This window comes from uncultured Nevskia sp., assembly GCF_903885465.1.
Classification (GTDB): Bacteria; Pseudomonadota; Gammaproteobacteria; order Nevskiales; family Nevskiaceae; genus Nevskia.
Map to the genome: position 1 here is coordinate 1 of NZ_CAISIQ010000267.1, position 3,922 is coordinate 3,922.

4 protein-coding genes are annotated in these 3,922 nt (G+C 58.6%); 1 reads left to right on the forward strand and 3 read right to left on the reverse strand.

All coding sequences use genetic code 11. The features are described 5' to 3' along the window. Nucleotides 1-172 precede the first annotated feature (172 nt). The 3 genes from QZY06_RS09965 to QZY06_RS09975 all read right to left on the reverse strand — a co-directional run bounded on the left by QZY06_RS09965 (nt 173) and on the right by QZY06_RS09975 (nt 3,373). Nucleotides 173-778, reverse strand: coding sequence for a hypothetical protein (locus QZY06_RS09965; protein WP_295683569.1), 606 nt, complete (start codon nt 776-778; stop codon nt 173-175). Between the two features lie 129 nt (nt 779-907). Beyond that, nucleotides 908-1,510, reverse strand: a complete 603-nt coding sequence (locus QZY06_RS09970) for a hypothetical protein (RefSeq protein ID WP_295683571.1) — start codon at nt 1,508-1,510, stop codon at nt 908-910. A gap of 699 nt (nt 1,511-2,209) precedes the next feature. Then, nucleotides 2,210-3,373, reverse strand: a complete 1,164-nt coding sequence (locus QZY06_RS09975; protein ID WP_295683572.1) for an acyl-CoA dehydrogenase family protein — start codon at nt 3,371-3,373, stop codon at nt 2,210-2,212. 200 nt (nt 3,374-3,573) lie between these two features. Between QZY06_RS09975 and QZY06_RS09980 the strand changes: the two genes are divergently transcribed. Continuing rightward, nucleotides 3,574-3,922, forward strand: a 349-nt coding sequence (locus QZY06_RS09980; RefSeq protein WP_295683574.1) for a sulfur transferase domain-containing protein, incomplete at its 3' end; no start/stop codon positions are given.

Below are 3,922 nucleotides of genomic sequence, written 5' to 3' on the forward strand. Positions count from 1 at the left end.
AGCACATTTCTACATAAAGTGCTTGCAGCGTTGGTTTTTCGAAATGCAGTAGCGGCTTTATCACGTCTTCAGATCGTCACTTTGGCGCCCAACGCCCGGGTTCAGCCGAGGATTTCCGTATCGCAGCGGAGGCAAATACTTCGGCTGGAACGCGTTGTTGGGCGCTCGCAAGCTAGGGAGCAGAGTGAGCATGATGCCAAACGACCTTGCCCGGGCCAGCTGAGCCAGGGAACTGCCAGCCCATGTGGGTGACGGAATTGATGACAGCACATATAAGAACGACCGTGTGCTTCCGGATTCCCTCTAGGCTTTCAACGTCGAATGTGGTGGTACAGAGTTCATTTTGGCGATTCATGAATAAAGGAAGTGACGCGCCGGACGTGTTGGGGACTCGCCACGAGCCGTGACAGAGAACGTTCCTTGTACTGGATGCTTTACGTAGATCGCCGAGAAGCTCGTTGAGGTTCGAAATCGTGCTTCTGGGGTGCTCTCTGATAGCCTTTCCATAGGTATCGATTAATCCGCCGAGTTGATCTGATAGCAGACGTTCGAGCTTGGGAAGCCAAGCTGAAAAAGCTGCTTCTATCTCGCTTTCTGCGTAAGGCTTAGTTGCCGCGAAGGAAAATATGGCTTTAGCTAACGTTTCCTCTAAAAACCCGAACGTCGCTACAGCGCGACCTAACGCTTCCCAGAAGCTAACGTGATGCGCATGAGTAGGGAATAGGGCTGGTAACCCTTCTTGACTAACTACATGTCGTGCGACTTCGTCATCGATCATCGAATCACTCGCTGCTTTTTATGGGCCCAACGCCTGGGTTCACGCGCGGCCCGGATGTAGCTGCAAAGCAGCGGAGGCCGGGACGTCGCGTGGAACCCCTTGTTGGCCGGCATGGCGCAGAGACCAAGCCTAAACATTGACAACTTTCTTTCTATTTGAAAGCGTAATGCTTCGGGATTTTGCTCGTCGCGCTTTGGCGTCGGCTCGCCGCTGCACTACTTTCGTTCTATTTTGCTCGTGAGCCTGAATCTCCCCTACGGCCTTTATAAATTCCGATATTGCTGAGTCGAGCAAGTCCTGACAGTATTCCCATCTCTGGGTGGGCGTTCGCTTCTTGCCATCGTATTCAAGTACCTGTTCGGGCCAGTACTTAGCAAGAACTTGTAGGGCGGCTCGTGCATTCCTTGTGTAGTAGTTGAATGTCCATTCATTGGACTTTCGATCCTGCGGGAAGCCAATCGCATTGTCTTCTATAATTTTCTGAAGAAACTCCCGTGCGTGAGAGAAAACGGCCGCTCTCTTTGCCTCTTTGTCCGCTAGGAATGCCGCCCGCCACAGTGAAAACGAAACCGAAAGCAAATCCTGCGCTGCCCGGGACCACTTCTTAGTTTTCCAAAGCTTCTCGTGCTCTGTGAATGACTCAAGCAAAACTACGGCGCACCGTTGATTGCGTGCACGACTCTCCACAGCCCACTTAAGATGCTCGATTTTCTTTTTGTCTTGAGCGTTCATTTAAAGACCTTAACTATTTGATGATGCTGGCCAACGCCTAAGTTAAGCCGCCGGCCATGGCTGCTTATGGCCGGTCGGCTTGAACGACTGGTTGGGTGCGCGCATGACGACGAAGTTCCTTAAGTGACGAAATCGATTTGCACTGAGTGCAGGTACTCGATGTGAGCCGGGCGATGATTGGCCGGGCCAGCAGGAACGCGACTATTGCAGAGACGCCCCATACCACTGCCGACGATGCGATGTGGTAGCGCTCTGCGAAGACGCCAAGAGCTAGAAAGACCAGGATAATCAGTGGATAAAGTGCAAGGGTCAGTGGAAAGCCGCCAAGAAGCTCACTCTCACGCACTACGACAGTTGCGCCGCAGTTCGGGCATGGATACTGTCCTTGACTTCGACGCCATGGCTTCATAGCACCCAACACCTAATAGGGGACTTGCCCCGAGTTGGGGGAGTACTGACCAAGTCCCCTAATCCAAAATTCTTGCTGTTGAGGCAATCCACAATCATCGCAAGCCCCTGAAAGATCAACGCGTCGTGAACCGACAGCAAATGCACTCGATCGCAAACGGTACCTGCAGCTGACCGCTAATCCGTTTCTGGGTCCAAGTCGCTGCTAACCGTCGGAAGCAAAGCCTAAACCAAAGTTGCGCCAGATTCGAAAGCGACCCAACTCGAGCAAAGACGCGGAAGAACGACCCATCACTCCCTCCCCTTCAAAATCCCCCGCGCCAGACTCCAGCGATGCACCTCGCTCGGGCCGTCGTAGATCCTGAAGCCACGGGCATCGGCGAAGATGCGGGAGACGATGGTTTCGCCGGTCACGCCTTTGCCGCCGAGGATCTGGGCGCTGCGGTCGATGGCTCGCCAGATGGCTTCGGAGACGATGACCTTGGTGCGGCTGGATTCGGCCTTGCCGGCGTGCCCCTGATCGAGCACCCAAGCGCAGTGGGCGATGCTGAGGCGGCTGATGTGCAGGTCCATTTCGTTGTCGGCGAGCATGAAGCCCACGCCTTCGTGGCTGCCCAGTGATTTGCCGAAGGCCTGGCGTTCGCGGGCGTATTGGCTGGCGATGTCATGGGCGCGGCGGGCCTGGCCGAGCCAGCGCATGCAGTGCGTGAGTCGGGCCGGTGCCAGGCGTACCTGGGCGTAGCGGAAGCCCTGGCCGACTTCGCCGAGCACGTCTTCCACGGGAATCCGCAAGTTCTCGAAACGGACCACGGCGTGGCCGCCGGTGAAGCAGCGGTCCAGTGCGTCCATCTGGCGTTCGAGGATGATTCCGTCGCGGTCCATGTCGCTGAGCAGCATGGTGGCGCTGCCGTCTTCCATGCGCGCCATGATGATGGCGAACGCCGAGCCGTGAGCGCCGGTGATGAACCACTTGGTGCCGTTGACGACGTAATGATCGCCATCGCGCACGGCGGTGGTTTTCAGCATCGAGGGATCGGCACCGGCGCCGGGCGCGGGTTCGGTCATGCAGAAGCAGGAGCGGGTGTGGCCGGCGACCAGCGGTTCCAGCCAGCGCGCCTTCTGCGACTCGGTGGCGACCACTTCCATCAGGTGGATGTTGCCTTCGTCCGGTGCGGCGATGTTCATCGCGATAGGGCCAAGCGTGGAGTAGCCGGCTTCCTCGAAGACGATGGCTTTCTCGACATGGCTCAGGCCCAGGCCGCCGAGCTCGCGCGAAGCGTGCGGTGTCAGCAGGCCAGCGCGGCGGGCCTTGATGACCAGTTCGTCGCGCAGGCCATCGGTAGGGCCGTGATGGGTGACTCGCTCGTCGGTCTCGTAGGCGATGACTTCATCGGCGATGAAGTCACGCACTTTTACTTTGAGCGCTTCGAGTTCGGGGGCAAGGCTGAAATCCACGGCGGGCATCCGGTCGGCTGAGATGCCGGGAGCGTAGCGGTTCGAGCTTGCCTAGTCTGCGAGGGCGAACATGGCATCCGTAGGGCGGCCCGTGGCCGCCGGCATCGGTGATCGTCGCGGCTTCGGCGGCCATGGGCCGCCCTACCGCAGCGCCAGCGCTTACACTTTCGCTCCCCATTCGCCACTGACTTGACCCGACCATGACCAGCCTGAATCTGCTGAACGAGAAGCACCCGACCGAGAACCTGTGGACGTCGGGCGCCGTGGCACCCGAGCAGTTCGCAGCACTGAAGGACGCCGGTGTGAAGCACGTCATCAATCTGCGGCCGCGTGCCGAGCAGGGCGAGTTCGACGAAGCGGCCACTGCCGCGAGCTGCGGCATGGCTTACGCGAACCTGCCAATCGCCGGCCCGCACGAGCTGAACCTGGCCAACGTCAAGGCTTTCGACAAGCTGCTGGCCGAGACCGGCGGCGGCAACACCGTGGTTCATTGCGCGAGCAACAACCGCGTCGGCGCGCTGTTCGCGCTGCGGGCTGCCTGGCTGCAGG

Bases quoted from the DNA above. Each gene is read 5' to 3' on its own strand.
- QZY06_RS09970 (WP_295683571.1), bottom strand. From the start codon at position 1,510: ATGAACGCTCAAGACAAAAAGAAAATCGAGCATCTTAAGTGGGCTGTG.
- QZY06_RS09965 (WP_295683569.1), bottom strand. From the start codon at position 778: ATGATCGATGACGAAGTCGCACGACATGTAGTTAGTCAAGAAGGGTTA.